The organism is Serinicoccus sp. CUA-874 (assembly GCF_001942225.1).
In the GTDB taxonomy this organism is placed as follows: Bacteria; Actinomycetota; Actinomycetes; order Actinomycetales; family Dermatophilaceae; genus Ornithinicoccus; species Ornithinicoccus marinus.
In genome coordinates, this window is sequence record NZ_MKJZ01000038.1 from 21689 (window position 1) to 37115 (window position 15427).

The 15427-nt window shown below is 73.2% G+C and carries 17 protein-coding genes and 1 pseudogene; 16 read left to right on the top strand and 2 right to left on the bottom strand.

The genetic code is table 11. The annotated features are described in order from the left end of the window. The first annotated feature begins 22 nt into the window (after positions 1-22). The 4 genes from BJF80_RS15855 to BJF80_RS15870 are packed head-to-tail and all read left to right on the top strand — an operon-like array spanning position 23 to position 2074. A complete protein-coding gene (locus BJF80_RS15855) occupies positions 23-295 on the top strand; it encodes a hypothetical protein (protein WP_075815067.1) in 273 nt (90 codons plus the stop codon). 2 nt (positions 296-297) lie between these two features. Next, positions 298-900: a hypothetical protein gene (locus tag BJF80_RS15860; protein WP_075815069.1), complete on the top strand. Its 603-nt coding sequence runs from the start codon at positions 298-300 to the stop codon at positions 898-900. A gap of 2 nt (positions 901-902) precedes the next feature. After that, complete coding sequence (locus BJF80_RS15865) at positions 903-1577, top strand: hypothetical protein (protein ID WP_143554155.1); 675 nt, start codon at positions 903-905, stop codon at positions 1575-1577. Then, the gene (locus BJF80_RS15870; RefSeq protein WP_075815073.1) at positions 1577-2074 is read left to right on the top strand and encodes a hypothetical protein; all 498 of its coding nucleotides are present in this window, start codon (positions 1577-1579) and stop codon (positions 2072-2074) included. The genes BJF80_RS15865 and BJF80_RS15870 overlap by 1 nt, the downstream gene beginning before the upstream one ends. A gap of 41 nt (positions 2075-2115) precedes the next feature. On the opposite strand, the gene BJF80_RS15875 is transcribed toward BJF80_RS15870, so the two are convergent. After that, entirely contained in the window at positions 2116-3330 is a 1215-nt protein-coding gene (locus tag BJF80_RS15875) for an LOG family protein (protein WP_083673747.1), read from the bottom strand. A gap of 92 nt (positions 3331-3422) precedes the next feature. On the opposite strand from BJF80_RS15875, the gene BJF80_RS15880 reads away from it, so the two are divergent. The 12 genes from BJF80_RS15880 to BJF80_RS15930 all read left to right on the top strand — a co-directional run bounded on the left by BJF80_RS15880 (position 3423) and on the right by BJF80_RS15930 (position 14572). Continuing rightward, entirely contained in the window at positions 3423-5345 is a 1923-nt protein-coding gene (locus tag BJF80_RS15880; protein ID WP_075815075.1) for an AMP-binding protein, read from the top strand. A gap of 130 nt (positions 5346-5475) precedes the next feature. Continuing rightward, complete coding sequence (locus BJF80_RS15885; protein ID WP_143554156.1) at positions 5476-5796, top strand: WXG100 family type VII secretion target; 321 nt, start codon at positions 5476-5478, stop codon at positions 5794-5796. Next, positions 5784-7190, top strand: a complete 1407-nt coding sequence (locus BJF80_RS18960) for a hypothetical protein (protein WP_158068553.1) — start codon at positions 5784-5786, stop codon at positions 7188-7190. The genes BJF80_RS15885 and BJF80_RS18960 overlap by 13 nt, the downstream gene beginning before the upstream one ends. Continuing rightward, positions 7178-8017: a hypothetical protein gene (locus BJF80_RS15895; RefSeq protein ID WP_075815081.1), complete on the top strand. Its 840-nt coding sequence runs from the start codon at positions 7178-7180 to the stop codon at positions 8015-8017. Before BJF80_RS18960 ends, BJF80_RS15895 begins: the two co-directional genes overlap by 13 nt. 256 nt (positions 8018-8273) lie before the next feature. Then, entirely contained in the window at positions 8274-8708 is a 435-nt protein-coding gene (locus tag BJF80_RS15900) for a threonine/serine exporter family protein (protein WP_143554157.1), read from the top strand. Next, complete coding sequence (gene dxr / locus BJF80_RS15905; RefSeq protein WP_083673748.1) at positions 8705-9922, top strand: 1-deoxy-D-xylulose-5-phosphate reductoisomerase; 1218 nt, start codon at positions 8705-8707, stop codon at positions 9920-9922. Before BJF80_RS15900 ends, dxr begins: the two co-directional genes overlap by 4 nt. A 15-nt stretch (positions 9923-9937) precedes the next feature. Continuing rightward, positions 9938-11260 (top strand): M50 family metallopeptidase, encoded by a 1323-nt coding sequence (locus BJF80_RS15910; protein ID WP_075815085.1) that lies wholly within the window; start codon positions 9938-9940, stop codon positions 11258-11260. 53 nt (positions 11261-11313) lie between these two features. Continuing rightward, the gene (ispG, locus tag BJF80_RS15915; protein WP_075815087.1) at positions 11314-12489 is read left to right on the top strand and encodes a flavodoxin-dependent (E)-4-hydroxy-3-methylbut-2-enyl-diphosphate synthase; all 1176 of its coding nucleotides are present in this window, start codon (positions 11314-11316) and stop codon (positions 12487-12489) included. A 34-nt stretch (positions 12490-12523) separates the two neighbouring features. Continuing rightward, complete coding sequence (locus tag BJF80_RS21695) at positions 12524-12718, top strand: hypothetical protein (protein ID WP_414899302.1); 195 nt, start codon at positions 12524-12526, stop codon at positions 12716-12718. After that, on the top strand, positions 12715-13374 hold the full coding sequence (locus BJF80_RS15920; RefSeq protein WP_414899303.1) for a GNAT family N-acetyltransferase: 660 nt from the start codon (positions 12715-12717) through the stop codon (positions 13372-13374). Before BJF80_RS21695 ends, BJF80_RS15920 begins: the two co-directional genes overlap by 4 nt. Positions 13375-13378: 4 nt before the next feature. After that, entirely contained in the window at positions 13379-14080 is a 702-nt protein-coding gene (locus BJF80_RS15925; RefSeq protein ID WP_075815091.1) for a nucleoside/nucleotide kinase family protein, read from the top strand. 15 nt (positions 14081-14095) lie between these two features. Next, positions 14096-14572 (top strand): SRPBCC family protein, encoded by a 477-nt coding sequence (locus BJF80_RS15930; protein ID WP_083673750.1) that lies wholly within the window; start codon positions 14096-14098, stop codon positions 14570-14572. Between the two features lie 88 nt (positions 14573-14660). On the opposite strand, the pseudogene BJF80_RS15935 reads toward BJF80_RS15930, so the two are convergent. Continuing rightward, positions 14661-15427: pseudogene (locus tag BJF80_RS15935) on the bottom strand (amino acid ABC transporter ATP-binding protein).

Below are 15427 nucleotides of genomic sequence, written 5' to 3' on the forward strand. Positions count from 1 at the left end.
ACGACGACGAGGGGGTCGACCGATGCCGGAGGACGTGGCCAACCCGCGCAAGGCCGAGCTGCGCCGCCTGGTGGAGCGCGCGGAGACGATCGAGCAGGAGCTCGACGACGTGCTGAGGCCGGCCCGGGACGCCCTGGCCGCCGGCGCCTGGGTGTCATCCGCCGCGCGGCCGTTCGAGGAGGGGCTGCAGGAGGCCCGACGAGATCTGCTCCGTGGCGCGGAGGCCACCACCACGGCCCTCCGGGCCGAGTGGTCGACCACGCCGGCCCGGATCCCGGCGGGGGAGCCGAGGTAGTCGTGCCCCTCACCCAGATCCACCTGGCGGCGATGCGGCGGCTCATCGAGGACGTGCGGGCCGTCGGCGACGAGGGCGAGAGCATACACCGGGAGCTCTCCGGGTTGCTGGACCAGGCGGACCTCGGCTCTAGGGACGCCGCTCCGGTGCGGACGGCCGGGGACTGGCTGATCTCGCAGGTGCCGATGCTGCGCCGCAGGCTGGCGCTGGCGGAGGAGGTCGAGGCCTCGACGCCGGGGATCCAGGCCAGCGTGCAGATCGACGAGTCGCAGCTGTCCGAGCTCACACCCGAGGAGGCCGAGGAGCTCGCGCAGGAGCTCGCCGACCAGATCGCCGACGGCCCGCACACGCAGCGGCTGGCCGACCAGCTCGGCGAACATGCGAGCGACCCCTACTTCGCCTCGGCGCTGCTCGACGCCCTGTCCCCGGAAGAGCTGGCCGCATACCTGGAGTCCGTGGACATGGAGGTGCAGCGGACCGGACAGGCCGACCTCGACTACGCCCGCACGCACGGGGGCGTCATGAGCGGGCTGCGGCTCGCCCTGCAGACCGCTGCCCGGGAGGAGGAGCTGCCCGACGGGTATGCCGAGCTCTCGCCGAGGTGATCATGACCGGGGACGGCGAGGACGCCGTCGCGCTCGCCGACTTCCTGTCCACCCAGGGGCTGCACGACGATATCGCCGTCCCCACCGCGGACGCCCGGGCGGTGATCGAGGGATACCACGAGCTGGTGGACGAGGGCGTCCTCGCCGACCCACCCGCCGCCTACCTGCGCGAGTGGCTCCAGCACGTCCAGGCCCAGGGCGGTGATCCGGTCGCGCTGGCGCAGCAGGAGGGTGTCGACGACCGGACCTTCGACACCTGGTTCGGCGATGGTGACATCGATCTCGTCCTCGACGACGGCGCGGCCCTGGCAGCGACGCCCCACGGCATCTTCATGGCGGTGGGAGAGGACCGGCTCATGCCCAGCACGACGGATCTGTTCGCCTACGAGGGTGGGACCATGTGGGGCGAGATCTTCATGGTCAACGACGAGTCGAGCGACCCGGCGGCACGGCTGAGGGACATGGTCGAGAACGACACCAAGGACCCGCCCGACTCGATCCATCCGTTGTGGCGGGTGCTACGCCACGAGGAGGTGCACGCCCAGCAGTGGGCACGGTACGGCTACTCGGGCTTCATCGCACGCTACCTGTGGCACAACCCCCTGGACCCGTGCGGTCACCCGATGGAGGAAGAGGCCGGTTTCGAGGACCGGGGATACTTCCAGTGCGTCGACTGATGCCCCGGGCGACCGTGGCTCCGCTCTTCCTGGTAGCTCTGGCGGGATGCTGGAGCGCGCCCGAGGATCCCGAGGGATCCCTCGTCGGTCTGCGCCAGGTCGACGGCCGGCTCGAGTTCTGGGCCGGGCGTGAATGCGCTGGTGTGGCCGGCGTGGACGTCACCGTGGGCGAGGACGCAAGCACGGACGCGCAGGAGTGGGGGATGGTCGCCGACGCGGGCACCGGGACGGTGGAGACCGTGGTGGTGGGGCAGCCGCCACCTGGCTTCAGCGGGGACGCTCACACCCCGACGAGCGGGGAGCAGGGTCCGGTCACCGTGGTGGTGCGCGGTGAGGACGGCACGGCCTTCTCCAGGACCACGTGGTCGGGGATGGATCTCGCGCCGCCCGCGGACGACCCGTCGGCCTGGCTCACGCCGGACGGGGAATGGGTCACCGAGGGCGATGCCGAACGCCTCGCCGACGACGGGATCGTCGCGCCGCTCTGCAGCTCCTGAGGACTGCGGGACATTCGCGCCGCCCCGGGGCACCCCGGTGCTCAGCCGCGCCCGGTCACCAGGTCGGCAGCCTCCTCGACGGTGTCGACGAGGTGCAGCGCGGCGCCCATGGACCGGCCCTGACCGAGTGCCTGGAGCAGCGGCCAGACCGGCAGCCGCTCGGTCCAGTGCTCGCGGCCCACCAGCACCACCGGCGCAGGTCCCTCCTCCCATGCGTCCACCTCGTAGTAGAGCCGGGTCGCCATCTGGAAGATCTCCTGCACCGTGCCGGCCGCGCCAGGCAGGACGACGAGGCCGCCCCGCGAGTGCGCCAGCAGCAGGTCCTCACGCAGCGCGTTGCTGAAGAACTTCGCGATGAGCTGGCCGAAGGCGTTCGGCGGCTCGTGGCCGTAGTACCAGGTCGGGATGCCCACGCTGCGCAGCCGACGCGGCACGACCGCCTCGCCCGACCTCGCCCGCAGCCCCAGCGCGGGCTCCACCCACGCGCGGACGTCCGGCGCGAAGCCGGGCACCCGGCCGAGGGAGTCGAGCGCGGTCTGCAGCAGCTCCTCGTCCGCGGCCCAGGCGCCGAGGTTGGCGGCCTCCATCGCCCCTGGCCCGCCACCGGTGAGCACCACCGCGCCGTCCTGGGCGAGGCGGTGCCCTAGCAGTGCAGCGGCGGCGAACTCCGGGGTGCCCCGTTGCAGCGCGTGCCCACCCATGACGCCGACCGCCCGCCGGTCGGTCAGCACCCCGGCGAGGGCGTCGGACATCGCGTCGTCGTGGATGGCGCGCAGCGCGGTGACGTAGGCGTCGTGCCGCAGTGCGGCGTCCTCGAACCAGCGGTAGGCCCGGGCGTCGGGCGTCTGGGCGTACCCGTCCTGCTCGAGGCCGGCATACAGCTCCTCGGCGGTGTAGAGGTGCCCGCGGTAGGGGTCGATCGGCGCCTGCGGTGCCGCGGGGAAGACCAGGGCCCCGCCGGCCCGCAGGTGGGCCTCCACCTCGTCGTCGAGCTGGCCGCCCAGGACCACCAGGCCACCCAGGTCCGCGCGCCCGAGGAGCAGCTCCCGGTCGGCGGTGAGGTCCAGGCCCTGCACCCGCAGCGGGGGGATCGGCCCGTCAGACTCCAGCCATCGCCGCCAGGTCGCCCGGTCCTCCACCTCGCGCGGGCCGTCCCCGGCCCGCGGCTCCACCCTGCGGTAGCGCACCTCCGCCGTGGGCCCGGCACCGACCCGCAGGTCGGAGACGTCCTCGCTGACGGGCTGGCGGCGCTGCATACCTCGCGACCCTATCCGCCGCCCGTCGCAGGATCGGGACCGCCGGACGGCGACGTGTGGCGCGGCGTCCGGCGCGGGTGTGTGATGGACCCATGAGCGCGATCAGCGACCCGGCGTCCCCGCAGGCCTACCGAGACCTATGCGCCGGGAGCCTGACCGACCCGGTCGACTTCTGGGGCGGGGCCGCCGGGCTCGTCGACTGGATCCACCGACCCGCCCAGGTCCTCGACGACAGGGACCCGCACTTCCCCCGCTGGTTCCCCGACGGGACCCTGAACGTCTGCTACAACGCCCTCGACCGTCACGTCGTCCACGGGCGCGCCGACCAGACCGCGCTGATCTACGACAGCCCGGTCACCGGCACCACCCGGCGCTACACGTATGCCGAGCTGCTCGACCTCGTGGCCCGCTGCGCCGGCGTGCTGCGCGACCTCGGCGTGGGGCAGGGGGACCGCGTCGTGGTCTACCTGCCGATGGTGCCGGAGGCGGTGATCACGATGCTGGCCTGCGCCCGGATCGGTGCAGTCCACTCCGTGGTCTTCGGTGGCTTCGCCCCGGCCGAGCTCGCCGCCCGGATCGAGGACGCCCGGCCCACCGTCGTGGTGTCCGCCTCGTGCGGCATCGAGCCCTCCGGCGTGGTGCCCTACAAGCCCATGCTGGACGCCGCCATCGAGCGCTCCGGGCATACCCCCGACCACTGCGTCGTCGTGCAGCGCGAGCAGCAGCCGTGCGAGCTGGGGGAGCGCGACCTCGACTGGGCCACGCTGATGCACCCGGACGCCGTCGCGCCCGCGGCGTGCGTGCCGGTGCGCGCGACCGACCCGCTCTACGTCCTCTACACCTCGGGGACCACGGGCCGGCCCAAGGGCATCGTGCGCGACAGCGGCGGGTATGCCGTCGCGCTGCGCTGGTCGATGACGCACCTCTACGGCGTGCAGCCGGGCGAGACGTGGTTCTGCGCCTCCGACGTCGGGTGGGTCGTCGGCCACTCCTACATCGTCTACGCCCCGCTGCTCACCGGGGCGACCACGGTCCTCTACGAGGGCAAGCCGGTCGGCACCCCGGACGCGGGAGCCCTCTGGCGGGTGGCCGCCGAGCACGGCGCCGTCGCGGCCTTCACCGCCCCGACGGCGATCCGGGCGGTCACCAAGCAGGACCCGGCCGGGGAGCTGATCGGCGGCCACGACCTGTCCGGCTTCCGCGCGCTCTTCCTCGCGGGGGAGCGGCTCGACCCGGACACCTGGTCGTGGGCGACCGAGCACCTCGGGGTGCCCGTCGTCGACAACTGGTGGCAGACGGAGACCGGCTGGCCGATCGCGATCAACCCGGTCGGGCCCGACGGCGCGCTCTTCGAGATCCGTCCGGGCAGCCCCGGACCGCCGACCGTGGGCTACGACGTCCGCGTGCTCGACCCGCAGGGGGTGGAGGTACCGGCCGGCACGGAGGGCGCCATCTGCCTGCGGCTGCCGCTGCCGCCCGGGACGTTGCCCACGCTGTGGCAGGACGACCAGCGCTTCGTCGACTCCTACCTGTCCGCCCACGAGGGCTACTACCTGTCCGGGGACGGAGGGTATGTCGACGACGACGGCTACGTCTTCGTCATGGGGCGCACCGACGACGTGCTCAACGTCGCCGGTCACCGGCTCTCGACCGGCTCGCTGGAGGAGGCGCTGGCGGGGCACCCGGCGGTGGCCGAGTGCGCGGTCATCGGCGTCGCCGACGACCTCAAGGGCCAGGTCCCCCGGGCCCTGGTGGTGCTCAAGTCGGGGACCGACACCGGTGAGGCCGGGGCGGCCCGGCTGCGGGAGGAGCTCGTCGCGCGGGTGCGCTCCGAGGTGGGGGCGGTCGCCGCGCTGCGGCGAATCGACGTCGTGGACGCGCTGCCCAAGACCCGGTCGGGCAAGATCCTGCGGCGCACGATGCGGCAGATCGCCGACGGGGAGACGCCGATGGTGCCGTCCACCATCGAGGACCATGGCGTCCTCGACACCCTGCGGACGGTCCTCCGCGGGTAGCGTCGGCGTACCGGTCCGTGACGGACGACGTCCCGGGCCTGTGGACAAGTTCTGCGGCGGAGCCGCCGACCTGCCTAGCCTCGACACCGAGCCGGACGCTCCAGGTCCGGACCGACAGGGAGGGGCGCAGATGGCAGACGTCGTGCGCGTGGACGGCGACCAGCTGGCCGCCGCGGCGCAGCAGCAGGACGGGGCAGGGGCCGCGCTGGAGGACCTCGCCGACGGGGTCGCGCGGGTGCTGACGATGGTCGCGCACGGGGCGGGCGAGGGTGCGCTGGCGCAGGCTGCCCAGGCCGTGACCGGGCGCTGGCGCGGCGGGCTGCACGAGTTGGGGCAGCAGTGCAGGTCGCTCGCGCGGGCCACCCGGCAGGCGCGGGAGGACTACCTGCTCGTCGAGCGGCTCCTCAGCGGCGGGTGGCGTGCGCACGGACCGGCGGGGTGGACGCCGTGACCGGCTCGGTGCTGACCGTCTCGCCGGAGGAGCTGGAGCGGGCAGCACGGTTGCTGCGCGAGGCAGGAGCCCAGATCGAGTCCGTGGCCGAGCAGGTGCTGGGCAGCAGCCCCACGGAGGGCGGATGGTCGGGCCTGGCCGCGTGGCAGGCCCGCGCCCGCGTGCAGACCGTGCACCGGGTGACCCGGTCCGCGGCACGGCCCTCGCAGCACGCTGCGCGCGCCGTGGCCGAGTGCGCCTCGGCGGCACGTGGCGCCACCGAGGAGGTGCTCCGGTGGCAGCGGGCCGGGGAGCGCGCGGCGGGGGAGTCTGCGGCCCTGCGTGCGCCCGGGCCGCCGCCGGAGCCTGCGCTCGAGGCCCTGTGGCGGCGACGGCTCGAGCAGCTGGAGCAGGAGGTGCAGACCGCGCACCGGCGGGTCCAGGAGGTCGAGGAGGACTTCCGCACCACGCAGGAGCGCAGCGCGCAGCAGGTCCGGGAGGCCGTGGACCTCTTCGACGACGTGCGCCGGGTCGCCGAGGTCCCGAAGAAGGCACTCGCCGCCGTGGGGTATGCCTGGGGCACCGTCGAGCGGGTGGTGCGGACCACGCAGGTGGTGATCCACAGGGCCCGGGCCCGGTGGGCCCGCGCCCTGCAGGTGCGTCAGGTGGCCCTGCGGCGCGCCCAGCGGGCGCTGGCCCGGCTGCGCGCGCTGGGCCGGCTGCGGGACGCGCCGAAGCTGCTGTCGCGGGTCCGTCTGGTCCCCGGTCCGGTCGGGATGGTCGCGGCGTGGTTCACGGCCTGGTCGGACGTGAAGGACGGCGGCGGCTACTCCGGGTGGCGGGGCGACGTCACGCGGGTGCTGGCCGGTGGTGGGTTGATCGGGGGTGTGCTCGTCGTGGCCACCCCGGTCGTGCCCGTGGCCGGCCCGATCGGAGTGGGGCTGCTGGCCGCCTACCAGGCGTGGTCGGCCGGCAACGCCGCGGTCGACGGTGCCGTCATCGCCGCTCGCTACCTGCGCCGGGAGGCCCCGCGGCTGGCGCGGCGGGTGGGGGAGGCGACGGTGCGGGCGCACGGCCGGGCGCTCACCCGGCTGCGGTCGGCGCGGGTGGCGCTCGGCCGCGCCAGGAGCGCCCTGACCCACGAGGTCGGGCGCCGGGTCTCCGACGTCCGCGAGACGGTGGCGCCGGTGCTGGAGCCGCTGCGCGACCCGCGCCACCGGGTCGTGGGGCTGCCGCCCGGGGCGCCGCTGCGCCTCCCCGCCCGGGAGCTGGTCGACCAGGTCGTCGGGCGGCTGCCCGACATCGAGCCGGTCCGGGACTGGTGGCGTCAGCTGGGGGACCCGATCCTCATGCCGGTCGTCCCCCTCCCACAGAAACTCCCGGTGCCGGTGGACCTGGGCCGGTGGGGACCGTGACCGGCGTCGATCCCTCCGCGGCCGAGGTGCCGGGCGTGGGCACCGGCCCGCTGCTCGTGGTCACGCCCGAGGAGCTCGACCTGCTCGAACGGGCGCACGCGGCCCACCTCGGGCTCGACCCGCAACCTGAGCCGCTGACGGAAGGCGCAGACCTCCAGCGGCGCGAGGGTGCCCGGGACGAGGCGCTGCGCTCGCTCCAGGGGCGTGGCCTGCTCGACGCCCACGGTCGGCTCGTCGAGGACCAGCCGCTGGCCGAGCTGGTGCTCCTGCTGCTCGACGTGCGGCTCGGCGCCCGCGCGCTCCTGGTCGTCGAGCGGCGGCTGGCAGGCGCGGAGGACCGTCCCGACCTGCGACTGCTGCACCTGATCGAGGCCGGGGGAGTGGTCGAGGACCAGCACCACACCGGCTGGCACGGTCTCAACCTGTGCCTCGAGCCGTCCGAGCTGGCCGACCGGGCCCTCGCGCCGGTGCTGCCACCGGACGCGGTGGCCGGGCAGGGCGAGGCGATGGTCCTCGACCTCGGCGATCCCGACGCCGCGGCGGCGCGGTTGCGGGCATCGGTGCTCGCGGAGCTCACCTTGGTGCGGCCCGAGCCCGTCGCGGGCGCGGAGCCCGGTCCAGGGTCCACCCCCGAGGTCGGCCCGGAGGAGTCGGTCCTGCTGGCGGTCGGCGAGCACGGCTGCCACCTGGCCCGGCCCGGGACCGGCACCGACGGGGAGGTCGGCGGGCCGGTCTTCGAGCCCGTCACGCCCGGCGACGTGCGTGACCTCGTGGGGGGGTGGGTGGAGCGCGTCGTGGAGCCGGTCGCGCCGGACGGCATACCGTAGGCCGGTGAGCGACCACGCCCCCGAGCCGCAGCAGGGCTGCTGACCCGCACCGTGCTGCTGCGGATGGCGGTCTTCCTCAGCCTCAGCGCCGGGACGCCCGCCTCGATCGCCCCGGTGCGCGGCCCGCTCCGGCTTGACCAGTGCGCCGCTGTGCACGCGGTGCGCCACTTCCTGGACACGGGACGGCTGACGATGGCGCAGGCCGAGACCGAGCTCGACGCCATCCGGGCCCTCCCGCACCCCTACCCCCGCCTGGGTGCGTCACCTCGGCCTCATGGGGGTGTCGGTCGAGATCTCGCTCATCCTGCAGCCCGGCCTGCCCGACGTCGCCGTCGCCGCGCTCGGGTCACCCGTGGTGAGCCTGCTCCTCACGCAGTCCGGGCGGCACACGCTGCTCGGCTCGCTGCTGCCCTCGCTGGCCGCCTTCGCCGTGGCGCTGCTGGGACGCTTCCGGGAGGACGTGCCGCGGCTCGTGGCCTTCCTGCCCTCCTTCTGGCTGCTCGTCCCCGGGACCGTGGGTCTCAGGGGGGGGTCAGCCAGATCGGGGTCGGCACCGGGGACGGCGCGACGCTGCTGGGGACCGTCGGGATCGTGGCCTCGATCGCGCTCGGCCTGCTCATCGGCTCCGCGCTGGCGCTCCCGGTGTCCCGGCCGCCACCTGGCGGCGCCGCACGGCACAATGAACCGGTGAGTCCACGGAGCCTGACCCTGCTCGGGTCGACCGGATCGATCGGCACCCAGGCGATCGACGTCGTCCGCGCCCACCCGGACCGGTTCCGGGTGCAGGCGCTCGCCGCGGGCGGGGGAGACCTGAGATCGCTCGCCCGGCAGGCGGCCGAGCTGCGGGTCGACCAGGTGGCGATCGCCAGGGACGACACCGGCGCGCGTTCCGAGCTGGCCGACGCCCTGGACGAGGCGGCCCGGGCCGCCGGGCTCCGGGCATACCGTCCCGAGATCCACACCGGGCCGGACGCCGCCGAGCGGGTGGCGGGCCAGGGTGCGGACGTCGTGCTCAACGGCATCACCGGGAGCATCGGGCTGCGTCCCACCCTCGCCGCGCTCGCCGCCGGGAGCACGCTGGCCCTCGCCAACAAGGAGTCCCTGATCGTCGGGGGCACCCTGGTGACGCGGGCGGCCCGACCCGGCCAGATCGTGCCGGTCGACTCCGAGCACAGCGCCATCGCCCAGGCGCTGCGCGCCGGGGCGCGCGGCGAGGTCCGCAGGCTCGTGCTCACCGCCAGCGGGGGTCCCTTCCGTGGTCGGTCCCGCGCCGAGCTGGCCGACGTCACGCCGCAGGAGGCGCTGGCCCACCCCACCTGGGACATGGGGCAGGTAATCACCACCAACTCCGCGACACTGGTCAACAAGGGCCTGGAGGTGATCGAGGCGCACCTGCTCTTCGACGTGCCCTTCGACGCGATCGAGGTGGTGGTGCATCCCCAGTCGATCGTGCACTCCATGGTCGAGTTCGTGGACGGCTCGACCCTCGCGCAGGCCTCGCCGCCGACGATGCACATCCCCATCGCCCTCGGTCTGTCCTGGCCGGAGCGGTTGGCCGACGTCGCTCCGGCGTGCGACTGGACCCGGGCCTCCACGTGGGACTTCCTGCCGCTGGACGACGAGGCCTTCCCCGCGGTGCGGCTGGCCGAGCAGGTGGGACGGATAGGGGGCACCGCTCCCGCGGTCTACAACGCCGCCAACGAGGTCTGCGTCGCCGCCTTCCACGAGCACCGCCTGCCCTTCCTCGGCATCGTCGACGTGGTCGCCGAGGTCGTCGACGAGCACGTCGGCGGGAACTCCGCGTCGCCGTCAGGGGTTGACCTGACGGTGGAGAAGGTGCTCGCCGCCGACGGCTGGGCGCGCGAGGCCGCCGCGCGTAGCATCGACCGACGTCCCCGGGACTGACGAGGAGTTCGCCGCATGCTGTACCTGCTCGGTGTGGTCGTGGTCTTCGTCGGCATCGCCGCGTCGATCGCGCTGCACGAGATCGGGCACCTCGTCCCGGCCAAGCTCTTCCGCGTGCGGTGCACGCAGTACATGGTCGGCTTCGGCCCGACACTGTGGTCGACCCGGCGCGGGGAGACGGAGTACGGCCTCAAGGCGATCCCGCTCGGTGGCTACGTCCGGATGATCGGGATGTTCCCGCCCCGCCCCGGTGACGACGGACGGGTGCGCGCGAGCAGCTCCAACCCGCTGCACCTCATGATCGAGCAGGCCCGCCAGGACTCGCTGGAGGAGGTCCGGCCCGAGGACACCGACCGCGTCTTCTACAAGCTGCCGGTGTGGAAGCGGGTGGTCGTCATGGCGGGCGGCCCGCTGATGAACCTCGCGATCAGCGCCGTGCTCATCACGCTACTGATGACGATGCAGGGCCCCGCCTTCGTCCGACCGGTCGTCAGCGAGGTCGCTCCCTGCGCCAACACCGTCGTCACCGACGAGGACTGCACCGGGCAGGAGCCCTCGCCCGCGGCCGCAGCCGGTTTCGAGGTCGGGGACACCATCGTCTCGGTCGACGGCACGCCCGTGGACGACTGGGCCGACACCACGTATGCCATCCAGAACGCCGGCGAGCAGGCCACCTTCGTGGTGGACCGGGACGGTGCCCGGCAGGAGCTGACGGCGGATCTGGTGCTGCGGGAGCGCCCGCTGGTCGGCGCGGACGGGCTGCCCGTGCTCGACGAGCAGGGCGAGAACGTCTACGGGGAGGTCGGCTTCCTCGGCGCCTCGCCCACGATCGTGCACGAGCCGCAGCCGATCACCGCGGTCCCCGGCATGGTCGGGGAGATGTTCACCGGCACGGCACGCATCGTGCTCACGCTGCCGCAACGTCTCGTGGACGTCTCCCAGGCGGCCTTCGGCACCGAGGAGCGCGACCCGAACGGACCGATGTCGGTGGTGGGTGTCGGCCGGGTCGCCGGCGACGTCACGCAGAACGGCATCGAGGGCTTCGTGGAGAGCGCCGGGGAACGCTTCTGGCTGCTGGTCTCGGTCCTCGCCTCGCTCAACATGGCGCTGTTCGTGTTCAACCTCATCCCGCTGCTGCCGCTGGACGGCGGCCACGTCGCCGGGGCCCTCTGGGAGGGGGCGAAGAAGACCTGGGCGCGGATCTTCCGGCGTCCGGACCCGGGTCCGGTCGACACCGCGGCCGCGCTCCCCATCGCCTACGCCGTCGCCATCGGTCTGCTCGGCATGACCGTCCTGCTCATCTACGCCGACATCGTGCGGCCGATCCAGCTCGGCTGAGGTGTCCAGCGACCACCCAGGGATCCGTCAGCGATGGGTGCGACAATGACCGCATGACTGCTGGTGTCCCCATCTCCCTCGGTATGCCCTCGGCCCCGCCGCCCGTGCTCGCGCCCCGCCGTCCGACCCGCAAGATCAAGGTCGGCAAGGTCGAGGTCGGGGGCGACGCACCGGTGTCGGTGCAGTCGATGACCACGACCCCGACGACCGACATCAACGCCACGCTGCAGCAGATCGCCGAGCTGACGGCCACCGGCTGCGACATCGTCCGGGTGGCCTGCCCCACCCAGGACGACGCCGACGCCCTGCCCGCCATCGCGCAGAAGTCCCAGATCCCGGTCATCGCCGACATCCACTTCCAGCCGAAATACGTCTACGCCGCGATCGACGCGGGCTGCGCGGCCGTGCGGGTCAACCCCGGCAACATCCGCAGGTTCGACGACCAGGTCAAGCAGATCTCGCAGGCCGCCAAGGACGCGGGGGTCTCGCTGCGCATCGGTGTCAACGCCGGGTCGCTGGACAAGCGGCTGCTGGAGAAGTACGGCAAGCCCACGGCCGAGGCGCTCGTCGAGTCCGCGGTGTGGGAGGCCAGCCTCTTCGAGGAGCACGACTTCCACGACTTCAAGATCTCGGTGAAGCACAACGACCCGGTCGTCATGGTCCGGGCCTACGAGATGCTCTCCGAGCGGGGGGACTGGCCGCTGCACCTCGGCGTCACCGAGGCCGGCCCGGCCTTCCAGGGCACGATCAAGTCCTCGGTCGCCTTCGGCTCCCTGCTCTCGCGGGGCATCGGCGACACGATCCGGGTCTCGCTGTCGGCCCCGCCGGTCGAGGAGGTCAAGGTGGGCAACCAGATCCTGCAGAGCCTCAACCTCAAGCCCCGCAAGCTGGAGATCGTGTCCTGCCCGTCCTGCGGTCGCGCGCAGGTCGACGTCTACACCCTGGCCGACGAGGTGACCGCCGGTCTGGAGGGCATGGAGGTCCCGCTGCGCGTCGCGGTCATGGGGTGCGTCGTCAACGGCCCCGGCGAGGCCCGGGAGGCCGACCTCGGTGTGGCCTCCGGCAACGGCAAGGGCCAGATCTTCGTCAAGGGCGAGGTCATCAAGACGGTGCCCGAGAGCCAGATCGTCGAGACCCTCATCGAGGAGGCCTCCCGGATCGCCGAGGAGATGGGCGAGGGTGAGGCCGGGGACGAGGTCGCCGGCTCGCCGACCGTCACCGTCGGGTAACCCGCTCGACACACGGGACCGGTAACGTCTGGTCATGGCGCCCGACCCCATCAGCCGGCAGACCGCCCGCCAGTCGACGTGGCACGAGGTGTGCCAGGCCTACCACTTCGTGGAGCGGGCCGACCTCACGGTGGTGCACGAGCACATGCCGCCGGGCACGGCGGGCAATCCGCACAGCCACCAGGCTCGCGCCAGTTCTTCTACGTCCTGGCCGGGACGGGCACGATGACGCTCGGCCAGCGCGAGGTGCCGGTGCCGGCGGGGTCGGGCATCGAGGTGCCACCGCGCACGCACCACTACATGCGCAATGACGCCGAGGACGACCTGGAGATGATCGTCGTCACGGCACCCCGGGCGAGCGGCACGCCGCACGTCAGGGAGCGTCCGCTGGGCCGGGACCGTGGCGGGCTCGTCGTGGGCTCCCACCTGCGCCACACGCGCTCCGGCGACCTCTCGACGGTGGTGCGCTTCGAGGAGGCCATGGACACCAGCCCCTTCCTCGGGCAGGGCGGCCTCGACTGGCACAGCGCGGCGCTGGACGACCCGGACCTGGAGCACTGGGTGCTGGTGGACCGGCTCGACCGGGTCATCGCCTTCGGCGTCCTCGTCGGCGTGAGCGAGGGCGACGTCGTCGAGATCCGGCGCATGGTGGTCGCGCCCGAGGGCCGGGGGCAGGGCCTGGGCCGGTTGCTGCTGCGGCAGCTGCTCGAGCACGCCCTGGCCAACCCCGGGGTGCACCGCGTGTGGCTCGACGTCAGCGCTGACAACACCCGCGCGCGGTCGCTCTACCGCGCGGTCGGATTCGTGGAGAAGCAGCCACCCGACTGGGCCACGCTGCTCGAGAACGGCGTCTACATGGAGTGGGGGGACACCCGCCTATCCTGAGGCGGTGAGTGCGCCCGGATTCCTGCCCCTGCGACAGCTCGTGCTGGTCGACCTGCTGGGGCTGCTGCTCGCGGTGCGGCCGGGGGAGCGTGCCGTCGTGGCCCTGGACGGGCCGGACGGGGTGGGCAAGAGCCATCTGGCGCGCGAGCTCGCGGCGCTGGCACCGCACGTGGCCGGCCGGGAGCTGCACGTGGTCTCGGTCGACGGCTTCCACCACCCCGCCGCGCACCGGCACGCCCGCGGCAGTACGGGGACGACCTGCTACGAGGACTCCTACGACTACGACGCCCTGCGCCGGGCTGTCCTGTGGCCGTTCCGCGCCGGCCAGGACGTCGTGCCGGCCGTCTTCGACGTCGCCCGCGACGTCCCGGTCTTCCCCGAGCCGGTGCCCCTGGCCGCGGACGCCGTGCTCCTCGTCGAGGGCGTCTTCCTGCGCCGCCCCGAGCTGCGCGGCGAGTGGGACGCCACCGGTCTGGTCAGCGCCCCGCCCTCGGTGACCGTGCCGCGCGGCAACGCCCGCTTCCCCCGCCTCGCCAGGGCGGACGATCCCGCCGACGAGTCCAACGCGCGCTATGTTGAGGCCCAGGAGATCTACCGGCTGCAGTCCCGCACCTGGGCCCCCGACTGGATCCTGGACAACACCGACCTCCAGCGCCCCGAGCTGGTCTGGCCGGACCCCGACGAACCGCAGTGGTTCGAGCAGTGACGAGGAGCTGACCGCATGCCCCTGGCGCCCGTGCCCTACCGCGTGTCCCGGACGACCCGCATCGAGGCAGCACCCGAGCGGGTCTTCACCGAGCTCGTCGACTTCCGCCGCTGGCGGGACTGGTCGCCGTGGGAGGGTGTGGACCCCGACATGGAGCGCTCCTACTCGGGTCCGAAGTCGGGCGTGGGCTCGGGGTATGCCTGGGACGGCGACAAGCAGGCGGGGTCGGGGTCGATGACCATCACGAGTGCGCAGCGCCCCTCGCGGGTGGACCTGGACCTCCACTTCGAGAAGCCGTTCCCCTCCGACAACGTCATCCGCTTCGACCTGGACCCGGAGGACGGGGGTGCGGCGACGATGGTGACCTGGAGCATGTCGGGGGAGCACACCGGCCTCATGCGCGTCCTGGGCCGGGTGATGTCGATGGACAGGCTGGTCGGCAAGGACTTAGAGAAGGGACTGGCCCAGCTCAAGGACCTCATCGAGCCCTGACCCACCGAGCGCCGCTCGTGGTTGCTCTGCGCCCCACCGAGCGTCGCTCGTGGTTGCCGGAGGGCAACCATTCGCGACGCTCGGTGGGTCAGAGGACCTTGGCGAGGAAGTCCTGGGTGCGGGCCTGCTGCGGGTGGCCGAGCACCTCGCGCGGGTCGCCCTCTTCGACGATGACGCCGTCGGCCATGAAGACCAGCTTGTCGCCGACCTCGCGGGCGAAGCCCATCTCGTGCGTGACGACCATCATCGTCATGCCCTCGGCGGCCAGCGTCTTCATGACGTCGAGCACGTCGCCGACGAGCTCGGGGTCCAGGGCCGAGGTCGGCTCGTCGAAGAGCATCATGTCCGGGTCCATCGACAGCGCCCGCGCGATGGCGACCCGCTGCTGCTGGCCACCGGACAGGTGCGCCGGGTAGGCGTCGACCTTCTCGGTCAGCCCGACCCGCTCCAGGTTGGCCCGCGCGACCTGCTCGGCCTCCTTGCGCCCGCGCTTCTTCACCCGCTGCTGGGCGATGGTGAGGTTGCGCAGGACGGTCATGTGGCTGAAGAGGTTGAACTGCTGGAAGACCATGCCGATCCGGGAGCGGACGCGTCCAGCTCGGTCTCCGGGTCGGTGATGTCGATGCCCTCGATGAGCACCTGTCCGGCGGTGGGCTCCTCCAGCCGGTTGACGCACCGCAGCAGCGTGGACTTGCCCGAGCCGGACGGGCCGATGACGCAGACCACCTGGCCGGATTCCACGTGGAAGTCGATGCCGGTGAGCACCTCGTTGTCGCCGAAGGACTTGTGCAGGTCGCGGACCTCGATCGCGGGGGCGCCCGGGTCGACCTGCTGGGTGGGGTGGAGTGCCGTCAT

Excerpts from the sequence above, each read along its gene's own strand:
- BJF80_RS15855 (WP_075815067.1), top strand. The coding sequence starts at position 23 with ATGCCGGAGGACGTGGCCAACCCGCGCAAGGCCGAGCTGCGCCGCCTG.
- BJF80_RS15865 (WP_143554155.1), top strand. The coding sequence starts at position 903 with ATGACCGGGGACGGCGAGGACGCCGTCGCGCTCGCCGACTTCCTGTCC.
- BJF80_RS15870 (WP_075815073.1), top strand. The coding sequence starts at position 1,577 with ATGCCCCGGGCGACCGTGGCTCCGCTCTTCCTGGTAGCTCTGGCGGGA.
- BJF80_RS15875 (WP_083673747.1), bottom strand. The coding sequence starts at position 3,330 with ATGCAGCGCCGCCAGCCCGTCAGCGAGGACGTCTCCGACCTGCGGGTC.
- BJF80_RS15880 (WP_075815075.1), top strand. The coding sequence starts at position 3,423 with ATGAGCGCGATCAGCGACCCGGCGTCCCCGCAGGCCTACCGAGACCTA.
- BJF80_RS15885 (WP_143554156.1), top strand. The coding sequence starts at position 5,476 with ATGGCAGACGTCGTGCGCGTGGACGGCGACCAGCTGGCCGCCGCGGCG.
- BJF80_RS15910 (WP_075815085.1), top strand. The coding sequence starts at position 9,938 with ATGCTGTACCTGCTCGGTGTGGTCGTGGTCTTCGTCGGCATCGCCGCG.
- ispG (WP_075815087.1), top strand. The coding sequence starts at position 11,314 with ATGACTGCTGGTGTCCCCATCTCCCTCGGTATGCCCTCGGCCCCGCCG.
- BJF80_RS21695 (WP_414899302.1), top strand. The coding sequence starts at position 12,524 with ATGGCGCCCGACCCCATCAGCCGGCAGACCGCCCGCCAGTCGACGTGG.
- BJF80_RS15920 (WP_414899303.1), top strand. The coding sequence starts at position 12,715 with ATGACGCTCGGCCAGCGCGAGGTGCCGGTGCCGGCGGGGTCGGGCATC.
- BJF80_RS15930 (WP_083673750.1), top strand. The coding sequence starts at position 14,096 with ATGCCCCTGGCGCCCGTGCCCTACCGCGTGTCCCGGACGACCCGCATC.